The 20,923-nt window shown below is 70.2% G+C and carries 22 protein-coding genes and 1 tRNA gene; 16 read left to right on the forward strand and 7 right to left on the reverse strand.

Annotated features, from left to right (window positions below):
• Positions 1–43: 43 nt before the first annotated feature.
• Entirely contained in the window at positions 44–2,413 is a 2,370-nt protein-coding gene (locus EWH70_RS04430) for an oxidoreductase (protein ID WP_130473934.1), read from the forward strand.
• A gap of 19 nt (positions 2,414–2,432) precedes the next feature.
• Here the strand turns inward: EWH70_RS04430 and EWH70_RS04435 are convergent, their stop codons facing one another.
• Complete coding sequence (locus EWH70_RS04435; protein ID WP_130473935.1) at positions 2,433–3,062, reverse strand: LysE family translocator; 630 nt, start codon at positions 3,060–3,062, stop codon at positions 2,433–2,435.
• A 24-nt stretch (positions 3,063–3,086) separates the two neighbouring features.
• Between EWH70_RS04435 and EWH70_RS04440 the strand changes: the two genes are divergently transcribed.
• The 6 genes from EWH70_RS04440 to EWH70_RS04465 all read left to right on the forward strand — a co-directional run bounded on the left by EWH70_RS04440 (position 3,087) and on the right by EWH70_RS04465 (position 8,450).
• Positions 3,087–3,563 (forward strand): CGNR zinc finger domain-containing protein, encoded by a 477-nt coding sequence (locus EWH70_RS04440; protein ID WP_130473936.1) that lies wholly within the window; start codon positions 3,087–3,089, stop codon positions 3,561–3,563.
• 14 nt (positions 3,564–3,577) lie between these two features.
• Positions 3,578–4,057, forward strand: a complete 480-nt coding sequence (locus tag EWH70_RS04445) for an SRPBCC family protein (RefSeq protein ID WP_130473937.1) — start codon at positions 3,578–3,580, stop codon at positions 4,055–4,057.
• 36 nt (positions 4,058–4,093) lie between these two features.
• Positions 4,094–5,839 (forward strand): NHL domain-containing thioredoxin family protein, encoded by a 1,746-nt coding sequence (locus EWH70_RS04450; RefSeq protein WP_130474238.1) that lies wholly within the window; start codon positions 4,094–4,096, stop codon positions 5,837–5,839.
• A 1-nt stretch (position 5,840) separates the two neighbouring features.
• Positions 5,841–6,194 carry a GroES family chaperonin gene (locus tag EWH70_RS04455; protein ID WP_130473938.1) on the forward strand — a complete coding sequence of 118 codons (354 nt, stop codon included), beginning with the start codon at positions 5,841–5,843 and terminating at the stop codon, positions 6,192–6,194.
• Between the two features lie 13 nt (positions 6,195–6,207).
• Positions 6,208–8,001 (forward strand): VanW family protein, encoded by a 1,794-nt coding sequence (locus EWH70_RS04460; RefSeq protein WP_240686790.1) that lies wholly within the window; start codon positions 6,208–6,210, stop codon positions 7,999–8,001.
• Between the two features lie 74 nt (positions 8,002–8,075).
• Positions 8,076–8,450 carry a hypothetical protein gene (locus tag EWH70_RS04465; RefSeq protein ID WP_240686791.1) on the forward strand — a complete coding sequence of 125 codons (375 nt, stop codon included), beginning with the start codon at positions 8,076–8,078 and terminating at the stop codon, positions 8,448–8,450.
• A gap of 46 nt (positions 8,451–8,496) precedes the next feature.
• Here the strand turns inward: EWH70_RS04465 and EWH70_RS04470 are convergent, their stop codons facing one another.
• Complete coding sequence (locus EWH70_RS04470; RefSeq protein WP_130473939.1) at positions 8,497–8,772, reverse strand: GlsB/YeaQ/YmgE family stress response membrane protein; 276 nt, start codon at positions 8,770–8,772, stop codon at positions 8,497–8,499.
• 144 nt (positions 8,773–8,916) lie between these two features.
• Between EWH70_RS04470 and EWH70_RS04475 the strand changes: the two genes are divergently transcribed.
• Together EWH70_RS04475 and EWH70_RS04480 are read left to right on the forward strand one after the other, a co-directional pair.
• Complete coding sequence (locus EWH70_RS04475; protein WP_130473940.1) at positions 8,917–9,324, forward strand: YciI family protein; 408 nt, start codon at positions 8,917–8,919, stop codon at positions 9,322–9,324.
• Positions 9,325–9,332: 8 nt separating this feature from the next.
• Complete coding sequence (locus EWH70_RS04480) at positions 9,333–10,463, forward strand: RNA polymerase sigma factor (RefSeq protein WP_130474241.1); 1,131 nt, start codon at positions 9,333–9,335, stop codon at positions 10,461–10,463.
• Positions 10,464–10,514: 51 nt separating this feature from the next.
• On the opposite strand, the gene EWH70_RS04485 is transcribed toward EWH70_RS04480, so the two are convergent.
• The 3 genes from EWH70_RS04485 to EWH70_RS04495 all read right to left on the reverse strand — a co-directional run bounded on the left by EWH70_RS04485 (position 10,515) and on the right by EWH70_RS04495 (position 13,761).
• On the reverse strand, positions 10,515–12,356 hold the full coding sequence (locus EWH70_RS04485) for an acyl-CoA dehydrogenase (RefSeq protein ID WP_130473941.1): 1,842 nt from the start codon (positions 12,354–12,356) through the stop codon (positions 10,515–10,517).
• A gap of 134 nt (positions 12,357–12,490) precedes the next feature.
• Complete coding sequence (locus EWH70_RS04490; protein WP_165436148.1) at positions 12,491–13,264, reverse strand: response regulator transcription factor; 774 nt, start codon at positions 13,262–13,264, stop codon at positions 12,491–12,493.
• A gap of 302 nt (positions 13,265–13,566) precedes the next feature.
• A complete protein-coding gene (locus tag EWH70_RS04495) occupies positions 13,567–13,761 on the reverse strand; it encodes a hypothetical protein (protein ID WP_205669025.1) in 195 nt (64 codons plus the stop codon).
• Between the two features lie 90 nt (positions 13,762–13,851).
• Between EWH70_RS04495 and EWH70_RS04500 the strand changes: the two genes are divergently transcribed.
• Positions 13,852–14,460, forward strand: a complete 609-nt coding sequence (locus EWH70_RS04500) for a TetR/AcrR family transcriptional regulator (protein WP_165436149.1) — start codon at positions 13,852–13,854, stop codon at positions 14,458–14,460.
• Positions 14,461–14,609: 149 nt separating this feature from the next.
• On the opposite strand, the gene EWH70_RS04510 is transcribed toward EWH70_RS04500, so the two are convergent.
• Entirely contained in the window at positions 14,610–15,266 is a 657-nt protein-coding gene (locus EWH70_RS04510; RefSeq protein WP_130473944.1) for a VanZ family protein, read from the reverse strand.
• A 139-nt stretch (positions 15,267–15,405) separates the two neighbouring features.
• On the opposite strand from EWH70_RS04510, the gene EWH70_RS04515 reads away from it, so the two are divergent.
• From EWH70_RS04515 to EWH70_RS04530, 4 genes are all read left to right on the forward strand, one after another.
• A complete protein-coding gene (locus tag EWH70_RS04515) occupies positions 15,406–17,088 on the forward strand; it encodes a bifunctional metallophosphatase/5'-nucleotidase (RefSeq protein ID WP_130474244.1) in 1,683 nt (560 codons plus the stop codon).
• A gap of 49 nt (positions 17,089–17,137) precedes the next feature.
• Complete coding sequence (locus tag EWH70_RS04520) at positions 17,138–17,470, forward strand: MmcQ/YjbR family DNA-binding protein (protein ID WP_130473945.1); 333 nt, start codon at positions 17,138–17,140, stop codon at positions 17,468–17,470.
• Between the two features lie 610 nt (positions 17,471–18,080).
• Positions 18,081–18,371, forward strand: a complete 291-nt coding sequence (locus EWH70_RS04525; protein WP_130473946.1) for a hypothetical protein — start codon at positions 18,081–18,083, stop codon at positions 18,369–18,371.
• A complete protein-coding gene (locus EWH70_RS04530; RefSeq protein WP_130473947.1) occupies positions 18,368–18,781 on the forward strand; it encodes an acyl-CoA thioesterase in 414 nt (137 codons plus the stop codon). Before EWH70_RS04525 ends, EWH70_RS04530 begins: the two co-directional genes overlap by 4 nt.
• 98 nt (positions 18,782–18,879) lie before the next feature.
• On the opposite strand, the gene EWH70_RS04535 is transcribed toward EWH70_RS04530, so the two are convergent.
• Positions 18,880–18,953 (reverse strand) — tRNA-Gly (locus EWH70_RS04535).
• A gap of 107 nt (positions 18,954–19,060) precedes the next feature.
• On the opposite strand from EWH70_RS04535, the gene EWH70_RS04540 reads away from it, so the two are divergent.
• Entirely contained in the window at positions 19,061–20,269 is a 1,209-nt protein-coding gene (locus EWH70_RS04540) for an oxygenase MpaB family protein (RefSeq protein ID WP_130473948.1), read from the forward strand.
• Between the two features lie 4 nt (positions 20,270–20,273).
• Positions 20,274–20,864 carry a dCTP deaminase gene (gene dcd / locus EWH70_RS04545; RefSeq protein WP_130473949.1) on the forward strand — a complete coding sequence of 197 codons (591 nt, stop codon included), beginning with the start codon at positions 20,274–20,276 and terminating at the stop codon, positions 20,862–20,864.
• The last annotated feature ends 59 nt before the right edge of the window (positions 20,865–20,923 follow it).

The raw sequence follows: 20,923 nt of genomic DNA on the forward strand, positions 1-20,923 counted from the left end.
TGGTCACGACCACTAGGAGTCGACGCGACCGGGGAGGTGAGCGATGCCGGGCATCCGGCGAAACCGCGGCAAGGAACCGGATGAACCCGAGTTCCAGCCGCCGAGCGACAACGGCACCGCGCCGCTCGACCCGTTCGCGGGCGTGCCGGACAAGAAGTACGAGATCAAGGCGGCCGACCTGGTACGGCCGCTGATCGAGCCCGAACCGGGCAGGCTGCTGCGCTGGCGCAAGCAGCCGACCAACGCGCCGCTGGTGCAGGTGGAGGACGCCTACATCACGGGTCGGCTGGACGTGCGCGCACTGGATCTCGGCTACCTGTTCCGGTTCGAGCGGTGCCGGTTCGAGCATCCGCCGGACGTCCGCGAGGCCACCCTGCTCGGGCTGGTCTTCCGCGACTGCTGGCTGCCCGGCCTGAAGGCGCGCAACCTGTGCAGCCGCAACGATCTGCGGCTCATCCGGTGTGTCGTCGACGCCGGTGAGTCCACACAGGACGCCGGGGAGACGGCCGTCCAGCGGGGCGACGACAGGGAACGCGGCAAACCGGACGCCGCGATCAACCTGACCGACGCCACCGTCGAAGGCTCGGTCGTGCTGACCCGCACGAAGATCCTGCACCCGAAGGCCAAGGCCGTGCAGGCGGACAGGCTGGTCATCAACGGCGCGTTGCTGGCCTACCGGATGGAGGCCGTCGGCGAGGTCAGGGTGCCGGGCATGCGGACCGGCGGTAACGTCAACTTCTCCGGCGCCCAGCTGTCCAATCCGGACGGTTTCGCGCTCAACGGCAACGGGTTGCACATCGGCGGCAGCCTGCTCTGCGAGGTCGACACCTACGGCAGGCGCAGCCAGCGGCGGCGGTTCTCCGCCGACGGCATCGTCTACCTGCCCAGCGCCAAGGTCGACAGCGACCTGGTGCTGCGGGGCGCCTGGCTGCGCACCGACCAGCACGGGCCGATCGCCGTCGACGCGTGGAAGTCCCGTGACCCCGGCCTCGATCCACGGCCCGCGCTCTACGCCGACCGGCTCACCGTCGACGGCAACCTGGAGCTGAGCGACGGGTTCAAGGCCAACGGAACCGTGCGGATGCTCAACGCCCACATCGGCGGCACGCTCCGGCTGGCGCACGCCGAGGTGTCGGTCGCACGCGGCAACGTCGAGCCGTTCTACGACCGCGCCCTGCACCTGGACGGCTGCGAGATCAACGGCGACATCGAGGCCACCAACCTGTCCGTGCCGGTCGGCATGGTGCGGATGGCCGACGTGACCGTCGGCGGGAACCTGCTGGCGTGGAACGCGACGATCCTGCACCACGACCGCGACGCGTTCTCCGCACGCCGCACCAAGATCGCGGGCAACCTGCACATGACCGACGCCACCGTCCACGGCACCGTGCGGCTGCAGGGTGTCGAGGTCGGCGGCAGCATCTACCTGTACGGCACGCAGCTCACCGAGCCCGCGGTGAAGGAACGCAACAGCTTCTCGCTGGACGTCCGCACCGCCAAGATCGGCCGTGACCTGCTGCTCACCGCCAACCGGGACCGGGTGTTCCACGCGGCCGGCGGCGTGAACCTCGACGGCGCGACGGTCGCCAGGCGGGTCGACGTCGGCGGCGCGGTGCTGGAGTCGCTGGAGCGGGACGGGGTCGCGCTGGACGCCGGTGACGTCACCGCGGACGAGTTCGTGCTGACACCGGAGAAGCCGCCGCAGGGCAAGGTGGTGCTGCTGCGGGCACACTGCGGGACGCTCAGCGACAGTCCCGAGCTGTGGGCCGCCACCGACGGCATCGACCTGGAGGACTTCCGCTACGACGCGATGAAGACCCCGATCGGGCTGAAGGACGACCGGGAGGTCGACCGGCGGATCGAGCTGCTGCGCCAGGCCATGGGCGGGTACCGGCCGGGGCCGTACGACCAGCTCGCCGAGATGCTGCGCACCAGCGGTAACGAGGAGCACGCCGCCACGGTGATGTTCCGCAAGCAGCAGTTCCGGTACGAGTCGCTCGCCGACGGCTACCGCACGCTCGGTCCGCTGGTGAAGGTGTGGAGCTGGCTGCAGCGGATGATGGTCGGCTACGGGTACCGGCCGGTGCGGGCGGTGGCGTGGCTGCTCCTGCTGCTGGCGGCGGGCAGCATCTGGTTCGCCGTCGGCGAGACCGACCACCCCTGCCGCACCGACACCGAGAACTACGCGCAGAGCAACGGCCGGTGCGCGGTGAACAGCGACGACAAGGGCCTGGAGTGGAATCCGGCGCTGTACACGGTCGACCTGCTGGTCCCGATCGTCGACTTCGGCAACAAGGGCCGCTGGTTCATGGAGGGCGCCGACAAGTGGGTGGCCGTCGGCTTCACGGCCTCCGGCTGGATCCTCGCCACGACGGTGGCCGCCGGCGTCACCCGGACCCTCCGCCGCCAGTAACCCCGCACGAGTCGTACGTTCAGCGCACGGTCTCGGCCACCAGGACGGCCGCCAGCGCGCCGTAGACCCCGGCCGCTAGCCGCTCCAGCAGCTTCCGGACGCCGGAGCGGCTCAGCACCCGGTCGCGGACGGCGCCCGCGGCGTACCCGATTGCCAGGTCCGTGAGCAGGCCCAGCAACTGCAGGATCAGGCCGAGCATCAGCAGCTGGAGTACCGGGTTCTCGCTGGTGTCCCCGAGGAACTGCGGCAGGAACGCCGTGAAGAACAGCATGATCTTCGGGTTGGAGATGTTCACCAGGAAGCCGCGCCGGAACGCGCCGGTGGCTCCCGCGGACGCCTCCATCGGAGCTCCGCCTGCCCGCCAGCTCGACCAGGCCAGGTAGGCGAGATACGCGGCTCCGGTGAGCCGGATCGCGTCGGCGACACCCGGCGCGGCGGCGAGGAACGCGCCGAGGCCCAGCGCCGTGAGCACGACGTACACGCTGACTCCCGCGGTGATGCCGAGGGCTGCCCGGGTGGCGCCCTTGCGGCCGTCCCGCAGTCCGGTGGCGACCATGAACGCCATGTCCGGTCCTGGCGCCAGCATGAGGACGACGGCGGCGCCGATGAACGCGGGCAGCACGCCGACGTCGATGTAACCAGAAGACACGGATTAGGAGGTTACACTGGTTTCGTGTACGACGTTCCGGTGCTCGACATGGGCCGCGTGGTCGAGTTCGTCAACGAGCACGCCGACCGTCCACGTGTGGTCGCGGACGAACAGGACATGCCCTACCCGGAGATGGCTGTCCCGTCCGGTGACCTCGTGCCGGCGGCCAACGCGGCCTTCGAGGTGTTCGCCGCTGCACCCGACGGGCGCGCCTTCGAGCGGCTGAACGACCTATTGCGTGCTGCCCGCCCGCTGCCGGTCGCCACCGAAGCGGGCCTGCGCTGGACGGTCGACGCGCCGGAGAACGTTCTCCCCGCGGCCCTGGGCGCCTGCCTGCTGGAGTGGCTGGTGAACCACGGGCAGGAGCGCCTGGGCACGTGCCATGGTGCGAAGTGTGTCGACGTCTACGCCGACGCCTCCCCGGCCGGGCGACGGCGGTTCTGCTCGTCCACTTGCCTGAACCGCCACAAGGTCGCCGCCTACCGTCAGCGCGCCCGGTAGTACATACTGCCGGTATGTCGGAGCCGAACGCGACCGGGACCGTCACCGTGCTGGCCGAAGCGGACACCGTGTACGCCCTGGTCAGCGATCCGGGCGTGCTCGCGGAACTGTCCGAGGAGTACGCCGGTTTCAGCTGGCTGAACGGCGCCACCGAGGCGACGGTCGGTGCCCGCTTCCGCGGCCGCAACCAGCGGGGCGTCCGTCGCTGGAGCACCGTCTCCACGGTGACCGAGACCGTCCCCGGCCGCCTGTTCGCGTTCGACGTGACGTTCCTCGGCCTGCCGATCTCCCGCTGGCGCTACGACCTCGAACCGGCCGAGGACGGCTGTGTGGTGACCGAGAGCACCTGGGACCGCCGCCCGGCCTGGCTGCGCCTGCCCACCGGCCTGGCCACCGGGGTGATGAACCGCGCCGAGCAGAACACCGCCAACATCGCCGCCACCCTGCGCCGTCTCAAGGCGCGAGCCGAGGGAACAGCGGGCGTCGGCACGTAGTTGACTCCGGACGTGACGCCTCGAACCCAGGCGCGCGTGCGCGCCCCCGAGCTGACCGGTGACCTGTGGCTCAACACCGGCGGCAGGACCGTCAGCCTCGCCGAGCTGCGCGGCAAGATCGTCCTGCTCGACTTCTGGACCTCGGGCTGCATCAACTGCCTGCACGTGCTCGACGAACTGCGCCCGCTGGAGGCCGAGTTCGCCGACGAGCTGGTGACCATCGGCGTGCACTCGCCGAAGTTCCTGCACGAGGGCACCGCCGACGCCATCGAGGCCGCCGTCCGCCGCTACGAGGTGCACCACCCGGTACTCAACGACCCCGACATGGTCACCTGGTCGCAGTACGCCGTCCGGGCCTGGCCGACGCTGGTCGTCATCGACCCGGAGGGCTACGTCGTGCACGTCGCGGCCGGGGAGGGGCACGCCGAGGCGCTGCGCCGGGTGATCGCCGGCCTGGTCGACAAGCACGACGTCCGCCGCGGCGGTAGCCCCTACATCCCGGTCGAGCGGGCCGACACCGCGCTCAGTTTCCCGAGCAAGGCGGTGTCCACACCGGACGGACGGCTGCTGGTCGCCGACACCGGCAACCACTCGGTCGTCGAGCTGAGCACCGACGGCGCCACCGTGCTGCGCCGGTACGGCACCGGCCGCCGGGGTGAGCCGTTCACCGAGCCCGGCGGCCTCGCCGTCCTGCCGCCCGACGTCGCCGAACGGGCAGGTTATGACGTCGTCGTCGCCGACACGGCCGCTCACCTGTTGCGTGGGCTCGACCTCGACACCGGCGAGGTCACGACCGTCGCCGGCACCGGCGAGCAGTGGCGTGACGGCCCGGACACCGTCCTCACCAGCCCGTGGGACGTCACCTGGTGGAACGGCGCGGTCGTGGTCGCCATGGCAGGCAACCACACGCTGAGCACGTTCGACCCGCTGACCGGCCACGTCGAACGGCTGGCAGGCACCACGGTCGAGGGCCTGCGGGACGGGCCGGCGCGGGAGGCGTTCTTCGCCCAGACGTCCGGCTTCGCCGCCACCGAGGACCGGCTCTGGCTGGTCGACGCCGAGACGTCGGCGTTGCGCTGGCTCGACCGCGACCACACGGTGCACACGGCCGTCGGCACCGACCTGTTCTCCTTCGGCCACCGCGACGGCCCGGCGGCCGACGCGTTGCTGCAGCACCCGCTCGGCGTTGCCGTGCTGCCCGACGGCTCGGTCGCGATCGCCGACACCTACAACGGGGCCGTCCGCCGCTACGACCCGTCGACGACCGAGGTGTCCACGCTGGCCACCGGCCTCGCTGAGCCGTCCGGGCTACTGGTGACCGCCGACGGGCTGCTGGTCGTCGAATCGGCCGGGCACCGCGTGTCCGTGCTGCCCGTCGAGCAGACCACCGTGGCTGGCGACCAGCACGTCGTCCGCAGGCCACCGACCGTGCTCGCGCCGGGGACGCTGGAGTTCGCCGTCGTGTTCACCCCTCCCCCTGGGGAGAAGCTGGACGATCGCTACGGGCCGTCGACCAGGTTGGAGATCAGTGCCTCGCCACCGGAGCTGCTCGCCGAGGGTGCCGGAACCGGCACCGACCTCACCCGCACGCTGCGGCTGGCCGGCGCGGTCACCGAGGGCGTGCTGCAGGTCGTCGCCCAGGCGGCCAGCTGCGACAGCGACGCCGAGCACCCGGTTTGCCGGGTGACCCGGCAGGACTGGGGTGTCCCGGTGCGGATCGCGCCGGACGGGGCGGGCACCTTGGAGCTGGTGATGGCAGGCATGCATACCGAGGCCACGTAGCATGACCCGCGTGTCGGACCCCAATACATCGTTGCCCACAGCGGCAAAGCTCGAAATCCAGATGTTGCACGACCGCGTGCTGGCCCGGCTGTCCGGCGAGGAGGGTGAGCGGCGCAGCAGCGGCGGCATCGTGATTCCGGCGACCGCGCAGGTGGCGCGCCGGCTGGCGTGGGGTGACGTCCTCGGTGTCGGCAACAACGTTCGCAACGTCAAGGTCGGCGACCGCGTACTGTTCAACCCGGATGACCAGCTGGAAGTGGAGATCCAGGGTGAGGCGTACCTGGTGATGCGGGAACGCGACATCCACGCCATGGCCAGCGAGCGCACCGAGCACGGCACGGGACTTTACTTGTAGCGCTGGAGGGGCAGTGCGCGACGAACCCGAGTCAGACGACGAGGAGCTGGTCGGCGCACTGCTCGGCATGCCGACGGTGCTGGAGCGCCCGCGGACACCCGCCACCCGGTTCCGGCGCAACCTCGGCAAGGTCTTCATCGGCCTCGGCCTGTTCGCCGTGGCGTTCGTCATCGCCTACGCCGTCGACCTCATCGCCACCATCGGCACGGTCCCGCGTGGCGTCACCGTCGCGGGCATCGACGTCGGCGGCATGGACCGCGAGGACGCCGAGGCGAAGCTGCGGACCGAGCTGGAGCCGCGGCTCACCCAGCCGGTCCGGATCACCGCCGGCGACGTCGTCGTGCACCTGGACCCGGTCCGTTCCGGGCTGGGGCTGGACTGGCCACGCACCCTGGAGCAGGCAGGTGATCCGCCGTTCAGCCCGATCACCCGCCTGCTGTCGTTCTTCACCTCCCGCGAGGTCGGCGTGGTGACCGTGAGCGACCCGAACCTCCTGCGGCAGGCCGTCGTGGATCTCGCGGTCCAGCGGATCAACCACGGCATGACCGAGGGCAGCATCGGGTTCCGTCCGGCGGCCGGTGACGGCGCCGTGGAGGCGTACCCCATCGATCCGCGCCAGGGCCAGGAGCTGACCGACATCGACGGCGCGGTCACACTGATCCGTGACAACTGGCTGCTGTCCGGCGGCGTCACCGTGCCGGTGTCGGTCACCCACCCCAAGGCCACCGCGGCCGGGGTGCGTGCCGCACTGGACAGCCTGGTCGCCAAGGCGGTCGCCCAGCCGGTGATCGTCCAGGGCGACGGGCGCGACGCCGTGCTGCGCCCCGCGGAGATCGCCGCGGGATTCCGGTTCCGCCCGCTCGACGACGGCAGGCTGGAGGTCCTGCTGGACCAGAACGCGTTGCAGGCGGGCCTCGCCCCGCAGCTGGCGCCGACCGAGCGGCAGGCCAAGGACGCCCAGATCACGTTCCCCGGCGACCGGCCGGTGGTGCAGCCCGCCGAGGACGGCAGGCGGGTCGCCTGGGTGAAGACGTTCGAGCCGTTCATGCGGGTCATCCAGCAGCCCGGCGAACGTCGGCTGGTGGCGGTCTACGAGCCGCAGCGGCCGGGCGTGACGACCGACGCGGTGAACGCGCTGGGTATCCGGGAGGTCGTCGGCGAGTTCACCACCTCCGGCTTCTCCGGGGCGATGGTCGCCAACGTCCACGCCATGGCGGGGAAGGTGACCGGCGCGATCGTCCGGCCCGGCGAGACGTTCAGCCTCGACCAGCGCACCGGGCCGAGATCGGCCGCCAACGGCTTCGTCGCCGCACCGGTACACGAGGACGGCACCGGCCCGGCGCTGATCGGCGGTGGCGTCTCGCAGTTCACGTCCACCCTGTACAACGCGGTCTACCTGGCCGGTCTCGCCGACGCCGGGCACACCGAGCACGACTACTACATCGACTGGTTCCCGCCGGCGCGGGACGCCAAGTCGCTGGCCGAGGACGGGTCCACTGTGGACATGCTGTTCACCAACGACGGGCCGACCGGCGTCGCCGTGCAGGCCGTCGCGTCGGGCTCGTCGGTGACGGTACGGATCTGGGGCACCAAGCGGTTCCGGGTGGAGAGCGCGACCGGCCCGCAGACCGACATCGTCGACCCGCCGGTGCGGGTGGGTGGCCCGGGTTGCCAGCCGAGTCCCGGCATCCCCGGCTTCACGGTCGCCGACACGCGGATTCGGTACGACCTGCGCACCGGCGCCGAGGCCGGCCGGGACACCCGGACGGTGACCTACCGGCCACGTCCCCACGTCCTGTGTCCCTGACCGATCGTGTGATTGCCGTGGGCGCCGGAATGGATACTGTCGGTGACACCTGTCGTCTCGAACTAGGAGGTTGGGTGTCCCGCCTACGCGCGCTGCTGGTCCTTCCCGTCGTACTGCTCGGCGCGGTGCTGCTACCGGCGCAGGCCGGAGCCGCCGAGCCCGAGCCACAGCTCGTGCACGCCAACACCGTCAACAAGTGCAAGCTCAACGTGCGGGCAGGCGCGGAGCTCGCTTCGCAACTGCTGCACACGCTGACCTGCACCAACTACACGACCTGCACCCAGCCCGCGGAGAAGGACGCCCCGTGCGGCAAGCCCGTCGTCGGCGGCAGGTACAGCTGCGTCGGACCGGACGGTAAGCAGGTCACCGACGACCGCTGGGTCCCGGTCGCCTGGCGGACACCGCAGGCCGCCTACGTCGCGCTGGCCTGCGCGGCCTTCCGGAAGTAGGCAGCAGGCCGCCGTCGCCCCACGAGGGACGACGGCGGCCAACCGGTCAGTGCGTCACCCGGCGCCTGCCGTAGGCGCCGGCCGCGATCATCACGCCGACCACGGCGATGCCGACCTGGGTCAGCAGCTCCAGCCAGTCGAAACCGGCGGTGTCCGCGTAACCGATACCCCGCGCGATGGCCGTACCGATGAACGCGGCCACGATGCCGACCACGATCGTCAGCCAGATTGGAATGCCCTGTTTTCCGGGTGCGACCAGCCGGCCGAGCACCCCGATGACCAGGCCGACCAGTATCGCGCTGATGATTCCGGCGATCTCCATCGCTCGTCTCCTCACAGCAGGTTTGCGATGCCAGGAGAGTTCCCCGAAAAATCTCCGCCAAACGATGTCGAGAACCCGTCATCGGCTCCGTCCCGGTGGTGAACGTGACCAGAATGGGTCACCACCGCACCGAGGAGAGCGACCATGGCCAAGTACCTGCTGCTCAAGCACTACCGCGGCGCCCCGGCCTCGGCCAACGACGTGCCGATGGACCAGTGGACGCCGGAGGAGATCTCGGCCCACATCGAGTACATGGACACCTTCGCGGCCAGGCTGGAGAAGACCGGCGAGTACGTCGGCAGCACGGCGCTCGCGCCGGAGGGGACGTTCGTCCGCTACGACGGCGAGGGCCGCCCGCCCGTCACCGACGGCCCGTTCGCCGAGACGAAGGACCTCATCGCCGGCTGGATGATCATCGACGTCGACAGCTACGAGCGCGCCCTCGAACTGGCCGCGGAACTGTCCGCCGCCCCCGGCGCGGGTGGCAAGCCGATCCACGAGTGGCTCGAACTGCGCCCCGTGATGGCCGAGCCGCCGACCATCACGGAGTGAACGTCCGGATGGACGAGGCCCTGCTCCGCGAGCTCACGCCGCAGGTACTCGCCGTCCTCGTCCGCCGCGGAGCCGGCTTCGCGGCGGCCGAGGACGCCGTGCAGGAGGCGTTGCTGGAGGCCGTCCGGGTCTGGCCGGCCGTCCCGCCGCGGGACCCGAAGGGCTGGCTGGTCACCGTGGCGTGGCGCAAGTTCCTGGACACCGCCCGGTCGGAGACCGCCCGCCGCAGGCGGGAGACCGTCATCGAGGAGGAGCCGGGCCCGGTGCCCGCGGTCGACGACACGCTCCAGCTCTACTTCCTGTGCGCGCATCCGTCGCTGACGCCGTCGTCCGCCGTCGCGCTCACGCTGCGGGCGGTCGGCGGTCTCACCACCCGTCAGATCGCCCGGGCGTACCTGGTGCCCGAGGCGACCATGGCGCAGCGCATCAGCAGGGCCAAGCGCACCGTCTCCGGCGTGCGGTTCGACCAGCCCGGCGACGTCGCCACCGTGCTGCGGGTGCTCTACCTGGTCTTCAACGAGGGCTACTCCGGCGACGTCGACCTCGCCGCCGAGGCCATCCGGCTGACCAGGCAGCTCGCGGCGGCGATCGACCACCCCGAGGTATCCGGCCTGCTCGCGTTGATGCTCCTGCACCACGCCCGGCGTGCCGCCAGGACGGCTCCCGACGGCAGCCTGGTGCCACTGGCCGAGCAGGACCGCGGCCGGTGGGACACCACCGCGATCGCCGAGGGCGTCGGGATCCTGCAGGCGGCACTGGCCCGTGACCGGCTCGGCGAGTTCCAGGCGCAGGCCGCCATCGCGGCACTGCACGCCGACGCGCGGACCGCCGGGGAGACCGACTGGGTGCAGATCGTCGAGTGGTACGACGAACTCGCCGGCCTGACCGGCAGCCCGGTGGTCCGGCTCAACCGCGCGGTCGCCGTCGGCGAGGCCGACGGACCCCGTGCCGGGCTGGCGGCACTGGCGGAACTGGACGGTTCACTGCCGCGGCACACCGCGGCGGCGGCCTACCTGCACGAGCGGGCCGGTGACCTGGCACTGGCCGCGCGGCTGTACGCCGAGGCGGCGGGCAAGGCGGCCAACCTCGCCGAGCGCGACCACCTGATGCGCCAGGCCGCCCGGCTCAACAGCGGCTGAACGGAAAAGGGCCACCTCCGTCGCGGAGGTGGCCCTTTCCAGGGGACCGGATCAGAACGCCGCTTCCGGCACGTCCATCAGGTCGTTGTCGGCGGCCTCGACGATCGCGCGCCGGGCGGTCAGCTCGGGCAGCACGGTCTTGGCGAAGTACGACGCCACGGCCACCTTGCCCTCGTAGAACGCGGTGTCCTTGCCCGCGCCCGCGTCGAGCCTGTCGATGGCCACCTCGGCGTTGCGCAGCAGCCGCCAGCCGACCAGCAGGTCACCCGCGGACATCAGCAGCCGCACGGTGTGCTGGCCCACCTTGTTGATGTTCTGCGGGTCCTCCTGCGACGAGGTCAGGTAACCGATCATCGCGCCGAGCATGCCCTGGGTGTCCTCCAGCGCCTGCTTGAGCAGCGCACGCTCGTTCTTGAGCCTGCCGTTGCCGCCCTCGGCCTCGATGAACTTCGTGATCTCGCCCGCGATGTGGGCCAGCGCCTGGCCCTTGTCGCGGACGATCTTGCGGAAGAAGAAGTCCAGCGACTGGATGGCCGTGGTGCCCTCGTACAGCGAGTCGATCTTCGCGTCGCGGATGTACTGCTCGATCGGGTAATCCTGCAGGAAGCCGGAGCCGCCCAGCGTCTGCAGCGACTGCACCAGCTGCTCGGTGGCCCGCTCGGAGCCGACACCCTTGACGATCGGCAGCAGCAGATCGTTGACCCGGTGGGCGAGCTTCTGGGTGTCCTCGCCGCCCTCGCCGGTCCACAGCTGGTCCTGGAAGGTCGCGGTGTACAGGTACACCGAGCGCAGGCCCTCGGCGTAGGCCTTCTGCAGCATCAGCGAGCGCCGGACGTCCGGGTGGTGGGTGATGGTGACCCGCGGCGCGGTCTTGTCCAGCATGTTCGGCAGGTCGGCGCCCTGGACCCGCTCCTTGGCGTAGTCGAGCGCGTTCAGGTAACCGGTGGACAGCGTGGCGATGGCCTTGGTGCCGACCATCATCCGGGCGTGCTCGATGACCTGGAACATCTGCGCGATGCCGTCGTGCACCTCGCCGAGCAGCCAGCCGACGGCGGGGGTGCCGTGCTGGCCGAAGGTCAGCTCACAGGTGCTGGACGACTTGATGCCCATCTTGTGCTCGAGGCCGGTGACGAAGGCGCCGTTGCGCTCGCCCAGCTCGCCGGTCTCGGAGTCGAAGTGGAACTTCGGCACGAGGAACAGCGAAAGGCCCTTGGTGCCGGGCTTGGTCTCGATGCCGGGACCTTCGGGGCGGGCCAGCACCAGGTGCATGATGTTCTCGGTCATGTCCTGGTCGCCGGAGGTGATGAACCGCTTCACGCCGTCGAGGTGCCAGGAGCCGTCCTCCTGCAGCACGGCCTTGGTGCGGCCGGCGCCGACGTCCGAACCGGCGTCCGGCTCGGTGAGGACCATGGTGGCACCCCAGGCCTTGTCGAGCATGAACCGCGCCCAGCGCTTCTGCTCGTCGGTGCCGTTCTTGTGCACGATCATCGCGAAGTTCGCGCCGGCCATGTACATGAACAGCGGCGGGTTGGCGCCGAGGATCAGCTCGGCCGCGGCCCACTGCACGGTGGGCGGCAGGCCGAAGCCGCCGAGGTCGCTGGTCAGGCCGAGCCGCCACCACTCGCCGTCGATCAGCTGGGCGTACGACTTCTTCAGCGACTCCGGAACCGTGACGCTGAACGTCTTCGGGTCGTAGGTCGGCGGGTTGCGGTCCGCGTCGGCGAACGACTCGGCCAGCGGGCCGGTCGCCAGGTTGTTCAGCTCGGCGAGCACACCGCGGGCGGTCTCCTCGTCGGACTCCTCCAGTACGCCCTTGCCGAGGCGCTCCTGTACGCCGAGAACCTCGAACAGGTTGAACTCGAGGTCACGCACGTTGCTCTTGTAGTGGCCCATGTCGTCTCTCCGTGTCGCTCGGGAACCCGGCTGGGCACGCCATCCCTACTGGCCGGTAACATCAGGATATTACCTGCCGGTAACTCGCGGCAAGCGAAACCGCCCAGATGTGATCCACGGATCGGTGACCGGCGTCACTTCCGTTGCGGCAGCGGAGCGAGGTCGGCACCGTCCGTGCAGGACTCCGGAATGAGCAGGCCGTGCCGGAAAGCCGTGGTCACCGCGTGCGTGCGATCCCGCGCCGAGAGCTTGCGCAGGATGCTCTTGACGTGGGTACGGACGGTCTCCACCGAGAGAAACAGCATTTTCGCGATAGCCGAGTTCTCCAGGCCTTCCGCGACCAGTTGCAGGACCTGGTACTCGCGGCGGGACAGCGGCATGGCCGGACCGGCGACCCGTGGGGGCTGGCCGTCGTCGGTGGCCGGACGGCGTTTCGGCCGGGTGGCCAGCGGCGCCAGCGCCGGGTCGACGTACCGGCGTTCCAGGTGCGCCCTGCGCACGGCCTCGATCACGCGGCGGGAGTCGGCGTTGCGGGGGACGGCCGCCCTGGCCCCCGCGGCGAGGATGCCAGCGAGGTAGGCAGGGTTGCGGGCGGCGTCCCGCACCAGGACGACGATGGTCAGGGTCGCGTCTCCGGTGTGCAGCAGCCGGGTCAGGTGGCAGTTCGGGTCGATGCCCGAGTCGATCAGGACGACGTCAGGGCGTGCCTGCTCGCACAGTTGCATCGCCGCGTGGTGGGTGGCGGCGTGCCCGGCCCAGTGCAGGCCGGGTGTCCGGGTCACCAGTGCGGACAGGCCGTCGCGGTAGATCGGCACCGCATCGATGGCGACCACACCCACGCTGCGGTTGCCGTTGGTCGGGGGCGTTCCGGCCGCGTACATCAGTCGCCGGTCAGTGCTGCGCGTCATCAACAATCCCACTCTCACACCGCGCATCACCGGTGTGAACGCCCATCCCGCCTGACAGCCGCCCCCCGGCCGTCATGCGCTCTGGGCGTCGTGGTTCCGGTCCCCCTGCGGACCGGGCCGGCGACGCGCACTCACTGGTGTGAGTCGTCTCCGGGCAGCTCGTGACGCCAACTCACCCTCATGGCCGTATCGGAGGGTTGCAGTAAGACCCAGAGTCGAAACACGGCGAAATTGACGTGGCGGCCGTCACCGATCTGTGCTGGTGGGCCGGCGTTTTGTTACCCAGGGTGTGTCCGTGACGGTCAGGACTTGCGCTCGCGCTTGACCGAGGCGCCGATCAGCGCCAGGCCGCCCACGCCGACGGCGAAGTTGACCCACAGAGGTATGTCGACGGCCCGTTCGGCCAGTGCGAGCAGGCCCCAGTTCGTGTCCCAGACCAGCTCGGCCAACGCGGAGCCGAACCCCTGGATGATCAGCAGAATGCCGATGAAGACCACGGCGATCCCCCATTTCAATGCGTGCGACTTGATTTGACGCCGACGGTAGCATAGCAATACAAGTGCATGGGGATGGGTGGTGACAACCGGTTGACCCGGACACGCGGGCTGGGTGCGAAGCACCAGGAGCGGCGGGCGCAGATCGCCGACGCGCTGCTGCGGATCATCGACGCCGAGGGGCTGGAGGCGGTCAACCTTCGGCAGGTCGCCCGCCAGGCGGGGGTCTCCATGGGGGCCGTGCAGCACTACTTCCGCACCAAGGACGAGATGCTGCTGTTCGCGCTGGACTACGTCTCCGAGCGCGGCGGCGAGCGGATCCGCGCCCGGCTGGAGTCCGACTCGCCGCACCGCGTGGTCCTGCGGGAGGTGCTGGCCGAGTTCATCCCCGCCGACGACACGCGTCGCGCCGAACTGCGGGTGTCGACGGCGTTCCTGGCCAGGGGCCTGGTCGACGACCGGGTGACCGAGCACGTCCGGCAGGGCTACGCCGGGATCCACGGCCTGCTCACCCTGCTCGTCCGGCGGGCGAGCGGCGCCGTCGATCCCGAGCAGACCGCGGTCACGTTGTTCGCGCTCGCCGAGGGGCTGGGCGACCAGGTGCTCGTCGGCCACCTCGACGCCACTGCCGCGCTGGCCGTCCTGGACGCCCAGCTGGAACGGATGGTGGCGGGCCCGCCACGCGATGCGTACGCTGAGTGATCCGGGACACAGCGACGTGGAAGGGGCAGGGCGTGGACTTCGCGCTGGTCATCGGCCTCGTCCTGGTGATCTTCCTGGTCGCGGGGATCGTCGTCGTCTCGCAGGACCGCAGGGCCGCCCGGCAGGCGGCCCTACGTCGGCAGGAGCGGTTAGCGCGCCTGGGTGAGGTGGATCCCCTTGCGGTCCGGGATGGGCAGCCGGACCGTCGTCCGCGTTGACGTCGCGCGAGCCTTGCGCAGTGCCAGGAACAGCGCCGCGGCGATCCAGCCGAGCAGTGCGCCCGCGGTGTTGGCCATGAGGTCGTCGACGTCGAAGACCCGGTAGACGAACGGCGCGGTGCCGAAGTTCGCCGTCGCCTGGGTGATCTCGATCAGCAGCGAGAACCCGAACCCGAGCGCCGCGCCGCCGACGATGCCGCGCCGCCACAGCGTCCTGGCGAAGAAGCCGAGCGGGACGAACAGCAGGACGTTCATCGCCAGCTGGCTGAACGTCTGCGTGGTGAACCACTGCGCGTCGCTCAGCCCGTGCTTGTGCAGTTCCGAACCGATGTCGGCGACCCACTGGAACGGCTGCAGCTGCACGGTCTGGCTCAGCCGCGGCGTGTTCGGGCCGGGCAGCGGGAGCATCACCAGTGCCAGCGTGAACGTGAAGTACATGGTGACGACGCCCGAGGTCAGCAGCCGCTTCGGCAGCACCATCGCGTAGCGGTGCAGGTGCACGACGATCTGCGGCACCAGCACGATGCCCCAGATGGCGAGGAAGCCGATCAGTCCGTATTGGAGGGCGGTGACCTGTGCGTACGTCATGTGATCAAGGTAGGAATCCGGGTGGGTGCGCCACTTCGGTCGACCGGTTCGCCCCCGGCGACCGGACTCGGCCATTCGGCCGAGGCGCCCCGGGCCACTTGACCGGGCGAGGGTGACCGGCAAGAGTGCCCGCGTGAAGATGCCCAGCTTGCTGCGCCGCACCGCCGTGGTCGGCCTCGCCGTCGCCGCCGGTCTCGGCCTGAGCGTCACCGGTGCTTCCGCCGAGTCCACTGTGGATGTCCGGCTGATCGCGTTCAACGATCTGCACGGCAACCTCGAACCGCCGTCCGGCTCGTCGGGCCGGGTGACGCTGCCCGACGGCAAGACCGTCGACGCCGGTGGAGCCGCCTACCTGGCGACGCACGTCAAGCGGCTGCGGAGCGAGGTCCGCGACTCGATGGTCCTCTCGGCCGGTGACAACATCGGGGCGTCGCCGGTGATCTCCGCGCTGTTCCACGACGAGCCGACGATGGAGCTGCTGAACTCGCTGGGCGTCAAGGCGTCCGTGGTCGGCAACCACGAGTTCGACGAGGGCTACGCCGAGCTGAAGCGCATGCAGTTCGGTGGTTGTCATCCGGCCGACGGCTGCCAGTTCCGCGACCGCTACCGCGGTGCCCGGTTCCCGTTCCTCGGTGCGAACGTCACGTTCGACAACGGACTGCCCGCGGTCCTGCCGTTCAGCATCGAACTCTCCGGTGGCGTTCCGATCGGCATCATCGGCGTCACGCTGAAGGATCTGCCGTCCGTGGTCACCCCGGAGGCGATCAAGGGCCTGAAGTTCGGTGACGAGGTCGCCGCCATCGACCGCACGGCGAACCTGCTGGACCGGCTGGGCGTCAAGGCCCAGGTCGTGCTGCTGCACCAGGGCGACAACACCGAGGGCGGCGGCCCGGACGACTGCCGCACCACGCCGGGCCCGGCGAGCGAGATCGCCCGCAAGGCCTCGCCCAAGGTCGACGTCATCTTCACCGGGCACAGCCACCAGCAGTACAACTGCGTGGTTCCCGACCCGGGCGGCAAACCACGCACGATGATCCAGGGCGCGTCGTTCGGCAGGCTGCTGCCGGTCGTCGACCTGAAGGTGGACCGCCGCTCGCGGGACGTCGTGCGCGAGAAGAGCAAGGCGCACAACGAGATCGTCACCCGCACGGTGCCTGCCGACGCCGGCGTGACGAAGCTGATCGAGGACGCCAAGGTCAAGGCGGCGCCGATCGCCAACCGCAAGATCGGCGCGATCACCGCCGACCTGCCGAGGGCGGCCGCGCCGTCCGGCGAGTCGCCGCTGGGCGACGTGATCGCCGACGCCCAGCTGGAGGCGACGAAGGGCAACGGCGCGCAGGTCGCCATCACCAACCCCGGCGGCATCCGCGCCGACCTGACGTTCGCGTCGTCGCCCGCGGGCGAGGGCGACGGGGTGGTGACCTACGGCGAGGCGTTCACCGTGCAGCCGTTCGGCAACATCATGCAGACCGTCACGCTGACCGGCGCGAACCTCAAGGCCGTGCTCGAGCAGCAGTGGCAGGGCGCGTCGCCGCGCATCCTGCAGGTGTCGTCGACGCTGAAGTACTCGTACTCGACGTCGGCACCGGCCGGTTCGAAAGTCCGCGACCTGACGATCGAGGGCAAGCCGGTCGAGGACGCGGCGCAGTACCGGGTTTCGGTGAACAACTTCCTGGCCGCGGGCGGGGACGGCTTCACCGAGTTCACCAAGGGCACGAACCTCACCGGTGGCCCGGTGGACCTGGACGCGTTGATCGCCTACTTCGCCGCTCACCCGACGGTGGCGCCCCCGCCGGCCGACCGGATCACCGTGGTGGGCTGAGTTCCCGTTTCACCAAGACTCCGCCGCCGCGATGGCCGACGATGTCGGTATGCCTACCTGGGAAGACGTCGTCGCCATCGCGGCGAAGCTGCCCTCGGTCACCGAGGAGACGTGGTACCGCACGCCGTCGCTGAAGGTCGCGGGCAAGGGATTCGCCCGCCTGCGTACCGAGGCCGAGGGCGGACTGGTCCTGATGTGTGAGCTGTCGGAGAAGGAGGCCCTGCTGGCCTCCGGCGACCCGGCGTTCTACACCACCCCGCACTACGACGGCTACGGCGCGATCCTGGTCGACCTGGACAGGGTCGACGAGGAGCAGCTGGCGGAGCTGATCGAGCAGGCCTGGCTGCTCAAGGCCCCCGCCAAGCTGCGTAAGTCCCGCTGACGGCCCAAAGCACGTGAAGGCCACCTTCACCACGTCTCACGTCAGGGCCCCGGCAAAGTCCGCTGCGGCGGGCTCGGCCCTGGTGTTGTCTCGTTCGTGGTGGCGGCTGGGGTGGTTGTGCCTGCCGGTGCCGATGTGGCAGGTGTGTCCCGTCCGTGGGTCTGGCCAGGGTGGGAAGGCCCCCTTCATTACGTCTGACGTGGTGAAGGTGGCCTTCACGTGCTTGGGACGGGACAACTCGCGCGAACGGGCCGCTCACGCGGGTGACCGGCACAGGGTGAGAACCCGGTCCACATCATGAGTTCTGCGCTCCGGCCCGCGAGTTCTGCGTTCGAACGCACAGAGCCCGACTTTGCCGGGGCCCTAGCAGACCCAGCACGCCCGGTAGCCCCACCGACCACCACCAACGAGACAACACCGAGCCAACACCACGCCACGAACGGCACCTTGGTGGCGCAACGCGCAACCACGGTGCCCTTGGTAGCACCGCCGGGAGCCCGACCGCCCCGGACTTTGCCGGGCCCCTGACGGCTCACGTAATGAAGGGGGCCTTCACGACCCCGGTAAGCGAACTGTCCTAGCGATTGCTAGCAGTTGCTATGCTGTCGGCGTGGACGAGGAGAAGGTGGCCGCCGCGTTGCGGCAGATCAGCAGGGGCTTCGCGGCGCTGGCCGACGCCGTCGCTGCTCCACCCGACGTCTCCGGCCCGGATCGCTACCGGGCCGTCATGGCCGAGTGGGGTGAGCGCGGCCTGACCCGTGCCGAGGTCAGCGAGCTGTTCCGGCGGCACGGCTTCTCGCCGCAGGCGTCCGGCGGCTGGGCCCGGGGCGACTGGATGGAGACGCGGGGAGACGGCCTGCGTTACCTGACCCCGCGTTCGCTGGACTGGCTGCGGTCATGACGTTCTCCGTGCGCGTGTCGGTCCGGGTCTACGAGGTGGACCCCCAGCTGCACCTGAACAACGCCGTTTACCTGCAGTACTGCGACCACGCCCGGTTCGCGTTTCTGACGTCGGCCGGCGTGGCGGTCGACGAGCTACTGGCCGGCGGTGTCGGCCCGGTCAATCTGGAGACCACCCTGCGGTACCACCACGAGCTGCGTGGCGGTGACGAGGTGGACGTGAGCTGCGCGTTCGTCTGGGGCGAGGGCAAGACCTACCGGGTCGAGCAGTCCCTGACCCGCGCCGACGGCGTGCTGGCCGCGGAGGTAACCCACGTCAGCGGCCTGCTCGACCTGGCGAAGCGTCGCCTCGTCCCCGACCCGGCGGCCCGCTTCCGAGCCGTGGCGGCGAACCCGGCAGCCCTCGGCTGACGCGAGTTCTGCATTCCTGCACGCGAATTCCACATTCCGGCCCGCCGGCAACAAAAATGGCGCCTCCCGAATGGGGAAACGCCATTTCAAAACCGTTTTGGAGCGGATGACGGGAATCGAACCCGCGTTCTCAGCTTGGGAAGCTGATGTTCTACCATTGAACTACATCCGCAGTGCCGACGAGCATACCGTGTCCGCCGCGGCGCCCGCACCCACCCCCTCGCCTCTTGACTGCTCGCGCAGCAAGTGACAACACTTGTTGTCGAAGAGGTGAGGCCCATGCCGGACGAGCCCCTGCCCGACCCCGAGCTGTTCCGCCAGGGCGGATTCCGCCTGGTCTCGAAGCTGCTCGCGCCCGGCGATATCCGGGGCACCGAACCCCAGCTGCGGCGCCTGCGGCAGTACGCCCAGGTCGAGGACCCGCTCGCCGACGCCGTCGTGGCGCTCTTCGCCGACCTGCCACCGGGCGAGGGCCGCGCCCAGTTCGAACGCGCGCTCGCGGGCGGCACACCGGAACACCCAGCACTCAAGGACTTCTTCCACACCGTCCAGGCCACGCCCTACTGGGTCGACGAGGCCCGCCTCGAACGGGGCGCCCGCGCCATCACCCGCACCGGCCTGCTCGGCCTCTTCCCGCTCGGCGACATGTCGCTGATGGGCGGATACCTCGCGTCCCGCGCCACGAAGTCGCTGGTCGGGACCGGGGAGATCGAGCACAAGGCCACCCGGCGGCTGGTCGAGACGGCGATCTGGTGGATTCAGGTCACCACGCCCGGCGCGCTCACCAGGGGCAGGGACGGGTACGCCGCCGCGCTGCGGGTACGGCTGGTGCACGCCCACGTCCGCGCCGCGATGAACCGCCGCCCCGACTGGGACTACGCCGCCTGGGACCGCCCGGTCAACCAGGTCCAGACAGTCGGCACGCTGCTGCTGTTCTCGCTGGTCTTCGTCGTCGGCACCCAGCTGCTCGGCATCCGCTACACCGACCGCGAGCGCGAGGACATCCTGCACCTGTGGCGGTACGTCGGGTGGCTGATGGGCGTCGACGACGCCCTCCTGCCCGCCAACGAGCAGGACGCCTGGCGGCTGCTGTGGCTGCTCGCGTCCAGCGAGTTCATCCCCGACGCCGACTCGCAGCGCCTCGCCGCCGCCCTGCTGGAGTCACACGCCGAGGTCGGGCACGGCCGCGGCGCGGTCGGCAAGGTGCTCTCGCACGTCTCGGTCCGGGTGCACTCCTCGATCAGCAGGCTGGTGCTCGGCCGGACCAACGCCGACTTCCTCGCCCTGCCGAACGACCCGCTCGCGCAGCTCGCCGTGCTGACCGGCGCCGCCACGACGTTCGCCACCGAGACCGTCCGCCGCCGGATTCCCGGTGCCACCGCCCTGGCCGAACGCGTCGGGCAGGCCGAACGCAGGCTCTACGTCCAGCGTCTCGGCAGCCTGTTCCGACTCGACCCCACCTACCTCCGGCACATGTCGCTACCCTGACCGGGTGCTGCTCAGTGACCGCGACCTGCGCAAGGAACTCGACGCCGGCCGCCTCGGGGTCGAACCGTTCGACCCGCCGATGCTGCAACCGTCCAGCATCGACGTCCGGCTGGACCGGTACTTCCGCGTGTTCAACAACACCAAGTACACCCACATCGACCCGCAGCTGCAGCAGGACGAGCTGACCTCGCTGGTGGAGAAGGACGGCGAGGACCCGTTCGTCCTGCACCCGGGCGAGTTCGTCCTCGGCTCGACGTTCGAGCTGGTGACGCTGCCCGACGACCTGGCCGGCCGGCTGGAGGGCAAGTCCTCACTCGGTCGTCTCGGCCTGCTGACCCACTCGACGGCCGGGTTCATCGACCCCGGCTTCTCCGGGCACATCACGCTGGAACTGTCCAACGTGGCCAATCTGCCGATCACGCTGTGGCCGGGCATGAAGATCGGCCAGCTCTGCCTGTTCCGCCTGGAGAGCCCGGCCGAGCACCCCTACGGCTCGACCAAGGCCGGATCGCGGTACCAGGGCCAGCGCGGCCCGACCCCCAGCCGGGCCTACCAGAACTTCCATCGGACCGACACGAGCCGCTCACCTGGGTGAACCCGCTGTAACAACCGGGGCCCCGTCAGCGAACAGTGACAAGATCCGTCTCGTCATGT

The sequence above is a fragment of the Amycolatopsis suaedae genome (assembly GCF_004214935.1).
Taxonomy (GTDB): Bacteria; Actinomycetota; Actinomycetes; order Mycobacteriales; family Pseudonocardiaceae; genus Amycolatopsis; species Amycolatopsis suaedae.